Origin of the sequence: Pseudomonas emilianonis, from assembly GCF_023072625.1 — a bacterium.
Taxonomy (GTDB): domain Bacteria; phylum Pseudomonadota; class Gammaproteobacteria; order Pseudomonadales; family Pseudomonadaceae; genus Aquipseudomonas; species Aquipseudomonas paraveronii.
In genome coordinates this window covers 1-5,283 of sequence record NZ_JAKNRV010000344.1, presented here as the reverse complement: position 1 = coordinate 5,283, position 5,283 = coordinate 1, and the positions used below count along the sequence as shown (strand labels likewise).

The 5,283-nt window shown below is 61.2% G+C and carries 6 protein-coding genes and 1 pseudogene; all 7 read right to left on the bottom strand.

Translation table 11 applies throughout. From position 1 onward, the window contains the following. Positions 1 to 180 (bottom strand): annotated as a pseudogene (locus tag L9Z73_RS24570) (gamma-glutamyltransferase); the annotation flags it as partial. Positions 181 to 197: 17 nt separating this feature from the next. Beyond that, positions 198 to 1,289, bottom strand: coding sequence for a polyamine ABC transporter substrate-binding protein (locus tag L9Z73_RS24565; protein WP_247406602.1), 1,092 nt, complete (start codon positions 1,287 to 1,289; stop codon positions 198 to 200). A 20-nt stretch (positions 1,290 to 1,309) separates the two neighbouring features. After that, positions 1,310 to 2,089 (bottom strand): amino acid ABC transporter ATP-binding protein, encoded by a 780-nt coding sequence (locus tag L9Z73_RS24560; protein ID WP_247406599.1) that lies wholly within the window; start codon positions 2,087 to 2,089, stop codon positions 1,310 to 1,312. A 2-nt stretch (positions 2,090 to 2,091) separates the two neighbouring features. After that, positions 2,092 to 2,868, bottom strand: a complete 777-nt coding sequence (locus tag L9Z73_RS24555; RefSeq protein ID WP_247406597.1) for an amino acid ABC transporter permease — start codon at positions 2,866 to 2,868, stop codon at positions 2,092 to 2,094. A gap of 12 nt (positions 2,869 to 2,880) precedes the next feature. After that, complete coding sequence (locus tag L9Z73_RS24550) at positions 2,881 to 3,687, bottom strand: ABC transporter substrate-binding protein (RefSeq protein ID WP_247406594.1); 807 nt, start codon at positions 3,685 to 3,687, stop codon at positions 2,881 to 2,883. Positions 3,688 to 3,751: 64 nt separating this feature from the next. Continuing rightward, positions 3,752 to 4,420 (bottom strand): GntR family transcriptional regulator, encoded by a 669-nt coding sequence (locus L9Z73_RS24545; protein ID WP_247406591.1) that lies wholly within the window; start codon positions 4,418 to 4,420, stop codon positions 3,752 to 3,754. Positions 4,421 to 4,670: 250 nt separating this feature from the next. Beyond that, entirely contained in the window at positions 4,671 to 5,123 is a 453-nt protein-coding gene (locus tag L9Z73_RS24540) for a hypothetical protein (RefSeq protein ID WP_247406589.1), read from the bottom strand. Between the last annotated feature and the right edge of the window lie 160 nt (positions 5,124 to 5,283).

The following is a 5,283-nucleotide window of genomic DNA, read 5'->3' as shown; positions in this document are numbered from 1 at the left end:
CACCTTCGTCAAGGCCGCCGCCGTGGCAATGGCCGCGTCGATCGCGTTGCCGCCCTTTTGCATGATTTCGATGCCCGCCTGGGCGGCCAGGGGCTGGGATGCCGCGACCATGCCGCGCCGGGCAAACACACTCTGGCGTTGCGACGGATAGGGGTACTCGTGAGCAGAAAATTTCAACATGGCAAAGGCTCTTCGATTTATTGGCCGGATTTGATCCGGTTCCATTCCCGGGTCATCAGACGCTGGATGTTTTCCGGCAGGTCGGCAGAGACGAAGGTGTGGCTGATCACATCGCCGCCGGGGTAGATGCCCGGGTTGCCGCTGACCTTGGGGTCCATCAGCGCCGTCGCATCCTTGTTGGGGTTGGCATAGCCCACGTAGTCGCTGATCGGCGCAATCACCTCGGGCCGCAGCAGGTAGTTGATCAGCGCATGGGCATTGGCCGCGTTACCGGCATCATTGGGAATCGCCAGCATGTCGAACCACAGGTTCACGCCTTCTTTGGGTATCAGGTAGCGGATGTCGATGTTTTTGCCGGCCTCCTTGGCTCGGTTCTGGGCCTGCATGACATCGCCGGAATAACCGACCGCCACGCAGATATCGCCGTTGGCCAGGTCTGCGGTGTATTTCGACGAATTGAAGTAGGTCACCGACGGCCGCAGCGCCATCAGCCGTTTCGAGGCCTGCTGGTAGTCGTCGGGCTTGACGCTGTTGGGGTTCAGGCCAAGGTAGAGCATGACCTGGGGAATGATCTTCACTGGCGCATCGAGAAAGGCGACGCCGCAGCTTTTGAGTTTGGCCAGGTTGCCGGGCTCGAAAACCATCGACCAGGAGTCCAGCACCGCCTCTTTGCCCAGCACAGCCCGCACCTTTTCTGCGTTGTAGCCGATGCCCACGGTGCCCCACATGTACGGCACAGCGTAGCGGTTGCCGGGATCGGCCGCTTCCAGGCGTTGCATCAGACGCGGGTCGAGGTGCTTCCAGTTATCCAGCAGCCCGCGTTGCAGTGGCTGGTAGGCGCCGGCACGAATCTGCTTGGACAGGAACTGGCTGGATGGCACCACCACGTCATATCCCGAGTGCCCGGAAAGCAACTTGGCCTCGAGCATTTCGTTGGTGTCGAAGATGTCGTACTGCACCTTGATGCCGCTGTCTTTCTCGAAGTTTTTCAAGGTGTCAGGCCCGATGTAATCGGACCAGTTATAGACCTTCACCACCGGGTCGGCGGCCTCGGTCATCGGGACAATGGCGGCGCAGCACAGGGCCGCGAAGAAGCTCGATAAGCGCATGGAAAATCTCCTTGGACGGGTCATAACACGCGGCTGAGAAAGGCCCGGGTACGGGGGTGGCTGGGGTGGCTGAATATCTGTTCCGGAGGGCCTTGTTCGATGAGCTCGCCCTGGTTGAGCACCACCACGCGGTCGGCCACTTCACGGGCAAAGCCCATTTCATGGGTGACTACCACCATGGTCATGCCCTCCTCGGCCAGTTCCTTCATCACCTGCAGGACTTCGCCGACGGTTTCCGGGTCGAGGGCGCTGGTGGGTTCGTCGAACAGCATGGCCTGGGGTTTCATCGCCAGCGCGCGGGCAATCGCCACCCGTTGTTGCTGGCCGCCAGAGAGCATCGACGGGTAATGGCTGGCCTTGTCCGCCAGGCCGACCCGCGCGAGCAAACCACGCGCCTGCTCCAACGCCTCGACACGCGGGGTGCCGAGCACGTGGATCGGCGCTTCGATGATGTTTTCCAGCGCGGTCATATGGGGGAACAGGTTGAAGCGCTGGAACACCATGCCGATGTCACGGCGCTGCCGGGCGATGTTGCGCTCCGAATCGCGCACCAGGCTGCCGTCTGGGCGCTCGCGATAGCCCATGGCGCGGCCGTTGACGCGGATGCGCCCACCCTGGATGTCTTCCAACAGGTTGATGCAGCGGATGAACGTGGTCTTGCCGGAACCGGAGGCACCGATCAGCACCACCACTTCGCCGCGCCGCACTTGTAGGGAAATGCCCTTGAGAATCTGCAGCGCGCCGAACGACTTGTGGATGTCCAGCGCTTCGATGATCAGTTCTTCACTTTGGTGCGCCATGGTTAACGTCCCCTCAGCAGTTTCAGGGTGCTGCGCCCGAACATGCGACTGGCTGCCGGCGGTGGCTCGGAAGGCCGGTCAGACTGGCTGAAGCGCGTCTCCAGCCAGCGCTGGAAAAAGCCCCACAGGGTGGTCAGTGTCAGGAAATACAGAGCGACGACCAAGTACAACTCGAACACGCGGAAAGTCGCCGAGGTGATCATCTGGGTGCTGAGCAGCAACTCCTGCACACCGATCACACTGACCAGGGTGGTGTTCTTGAGCATCACGTTGAACTCGTTGCCCAGCGGCGGCACGATCACCCGGAATGCCTGGGGCAGCACGATGCGCCGCATCAATTTGGCAAAGCCCATGCCCAGGGAGCGCCCGGCTTCGTATTGGCCCTTGTCCACCGCACCGATGCCGGCGCGAATGATCTCGGCCATGTACGCGCCTTCATTGAGGCCCAGGGCAATGATTGCCGCCTGGATATTGCCGGGCACGATCAGGCCGAACAGCTCGATATCCTCGAAGCGGAAAATCCCGCCCGCCGCCAGCGCGGTGTACAAAAATACGATCTGCACCAGCAACGGTGTGCCGCGCATCAGCCACACATAAAAACGCACCGGCAGGTGCAACAGCGGGTTCTTCGACAAGCGCAGCAGCGCCGCCGCCAGCCCCAGCACACAGCCGAGCAGCATCGCCAGCACGCTGATCAGGCAGGTCAGCCACAACCCGGTGAGGTACACCCCACTGGGCTGCAGCAGGTACTGCCAGAACACATCCCAATTGAAATTCATCGCAGGTTTGCCTCAGTCGAGTGTGTCGCTGCTGACATGCCATTTGTCCAGCAACCGCACGTAGCTGCCGTCGCTGCGCATGTCGCTGATCACCTGCTGCACGGCGGCGGTCAGTTGCGGGTCGTCTTTGCGTATGCCCAGGCCGGTGAGGATGCGACTGAACGCCGGCACGCCCTCCTGGAACAGTTCCGGGGCCATTGCCGCGTAGTAACCGGCGGTTTCCACGGTGGTGCCATAGGCGTCGACCTGGCTGATGCGCAGGGCCTGGAACGCATCGGTGTCGGTGTTGTAGACCACCAGTTTCATCAAGGGCTTGCCAGCCTTGGTCAGGCTGTCGTTTTGCGCGTCCAGCAGGGTCTTGATGGTGGAGCCGTTGAGCACAGCGACTTTGTGCCCGGACAGCTCATCCAGGGTCTTGATGCCCTTGGGGTTGCCCTTGGGCACCACCACCGACTGGCTGGAGTACATGTAGTTGACGATGTCGATCACTTGGCGCCGCTCGGGCTTGTCGAACAACTGGTCGACGATCATGTCGCATTGCTGGGCAAGCAACGCCGGCACTAAACCGGAGAATGGGATCACCCGCCATTGCACCTGTTTGTCGCCCAGGCGCTTGGCGATTTCCAGGCCCAGGTCGACGGTGAGCCCGCGCGGTTTCTGGGCTTCGTCGAAGGACACCAGGGGCGGTGAGTCCATCCCCGAGCAATACGTGAGCTTATCGACTTTCTGCAGGCGCTCCGGCACCTGGGGCGCAGCAAAAGCCCATTGGGTACAGAGGCCGAGGGAGACAGCCACCAGCAAGGCACGGCATTTATGCATGACCAGACACTCCAGTTCGTTGAATAACGGGGGCAGGAATCAACGTCAAAACACGACAGCTTTTTTATTGTTCGTTTTGCAGGAATTGGATCAGCGCCGGCACCGTACCCTCGATGTGTTCACGCACCACGGCTTCGGCGCGCGCGGCATCACCGGCACGAATGGCGTCGAGGATCACCGCGTGTTCCTGGCGTGCGCTGAGGGGTTTTTCGCCGTGCTGCAACCACAAGCGCATGGGCGCCTCGACCAGCGAGTACAGCGCCGAAATCTGCTTCATCAAGCGCGGCCGGCCGCTGAGGCTGCACAGGTATTCATGAAACGCGCGGTGCCGGCCGACCCACGCGGCGCTCTCGTCGCGGTAGTCATCCATCTCATCCAGCAGGCGCTCCAGCGCCGCGAGCTGGCGCTCACCGATGCGGCCGACCGCCACACGCACCGCCAGACCTTCAAGGGCGCTGCGCATCTCGAACACTTCATGCAACTCATCGATATCCAGACCACTGACGATGGCCCCGCGATTGGGGCGCAGGGTCACCAGGCCCTGGGCATCCAGGCGACGAAATGCCTCGCGCACCGGCATGCGGCTCATGCCGATCTCGCTGGCGATGTCTTCGGCGATTAGCCGGTCGCCCTTGCAGTAGCGGCCACGACAAATGGCTTCCAGCAGGAAGTTATAAGCCTCTTCCTCGGCGGTCAGCGGCTGACGATCAACGTAAGCGCGGGCAAATTGCATCGGCGGCACCTTTTGAATTTTTGTATCCAATTATCCACGGATACAAAAAAGCAGAATACGTGCCAACTTCTTGAGCGCTGTGCCAAGTGATTGATTTAGATGAAATCGGCGAGAACGTATCGGCAGGCAACGGGGGGGAGGACGGAGGAATTTGCTACCCAATGGCTCAAACCGCACCACGGGTGGGCAGCGGTAACACACAATGGGGGTTGCACAAGCGAGCCTTGCGCCCGCCAGCTGCCTGAAATAATCACACGTTCCGAGCGGATGACTCAGCCGAATAGATGACCGTTTGCGCACTGCCCGGCGCAACGGTCGGCCGGGTGAAGTAGGTGTCGCCTTCGTCGGTGAGGATCTCGTAGTCGGCTTTGCGCGTGGCGCTGGCGTGCTTGATGATTTTCAGCACGCGCTGGAATTTCACGCTTTGCGTACCGTTCTGGTTGGGCCCGGTCAGCACGTTGACGCTTTGAAACCAACCCGCGTGCTGCTTGTTGCCCACCAGCGCGCTGGTCATCGCCTCGAACCGCTCCAGTCGGGTGAAGCCCCACAGCGTCTGTTCCTCGACCGTGGCGTCCGGCGTGGCGGCGCCGGTGAACACGAAGAGATTGATCGCCGGGCTGTCTTCGCAAAAGAAGTCGTAAGGAACCAGGCCATCAACCATTTTCCTGCCGGGCACAAAGCCCTTTTTATGCACCTGAAACATCGCCACCTCCGCTCAATCAATGGCGACCAGTCTAATGAGCGGCGACGTACAGGGCGGTCAAGCCAATGTAATGTCGTGTAAAGATCGTGCGCTGTGCAGGTTGATTTCCACGGTCAGCCCGCCGCCCGCTTCGTTGCGGGCCGCGATGGTGCCGCCGTGC

Bases quoted from the DNA above. Each gene is read 5' to 3' on its own strand.
- L9Z73_RS24560 (WP_247406599.1), bottom strand. From the start codon at position 2,089: ATGGCGCACCAAAGTGAAGAACTGATCATCGAAGCGCTGGACATCCAC.
- L9Z73_RS24545 (WP_247406591.1), bottom strand. From the start codon at position 4,420: ATGCAATTTGCCCGCGCTTACGTTGATCGTCAGCCGCTGACCGCCGAG.
- L9Z73_RS24540 (WP_247406589.1), bottom strand. From the start codon at position 5,123: ATGTTTCAGGTGCATAAAAAGGGCTTTGTGCCCGGCAGGAAAATGGTT.
- L9Z73_RS24565 (WP_247406602.1), bottom strand. From the start codon at position 1,289: ATGCGCTTATCGAGCTTCTTCGCGGCCCTGTGCTGCGCCGCCATTGTC.
- L9Z73_RS24550 (WP_247406594.1), bottom strand. From the start codon at position 3,687: ATGCATAAATGCCGTGCCTTGCTGGTGGCTGTCTCCCTCGGCCTCTGT.
- L9Z73_RS24555 (WP_247406597.1), bottom strand. From the start codon at position 2,868: ATGAATTTCAATTGGGATGTGTTCTGGCAGTACCTGCTGCAGCCCAGT.